The following is a 247-nucleotide window of genomic DNA, read 5'->3' on the forward strand; positions in this document are numbered from 1 at the left end:
GTTGCGCCAGTCGAACCCGTGGCACCGGTATCGCCAGTCGCGCCTGTGGCTCCAGTTGCACCGGTATCGCCGGTTGCGCCTGTCGAACCCGTGGCACCGGTATCGCCAGTCGCGCCTGTGTCTCCAGTTGCACCGGTATCGCCGGTTGCGCCTGTCGAACCCGTGGCGCCGGTATCACCGGTCGCGCCAGTCGCTCCAGTCGAACCCGTGGCGCCGGTATCGCCAGTCTCACCTGTGGCTCCGGTTG

1 protein-coding gene is annotated in these 247 nt (G+C 68.0%); it reads right to left on the reverse strand.

The genetic code is table 11. The features are described 5' to 3' along the window. A partial coding sequence (locus tag HNQ71_RS34610; RefSeq protein ID WP_246461231.1) for a hypothetical protein occupies nucleotides 1-232 on the reverse strand: 232 nt, incomplete at its 3' end. Nucleotides 233-247 lie beyond the last annotated feature (15 nt).

The sequence above is a fragment of the Mesorhizobium sangaii genome (genome assembly GCF_014207355.1).
Taxonomy (GTDB): Bacteria; Pseudomonadota; Alphaproteobacteria; order Rhizobiales; family Rhizobiaceae; genus Mesorhizobium; species Mesorhizobium sangaii.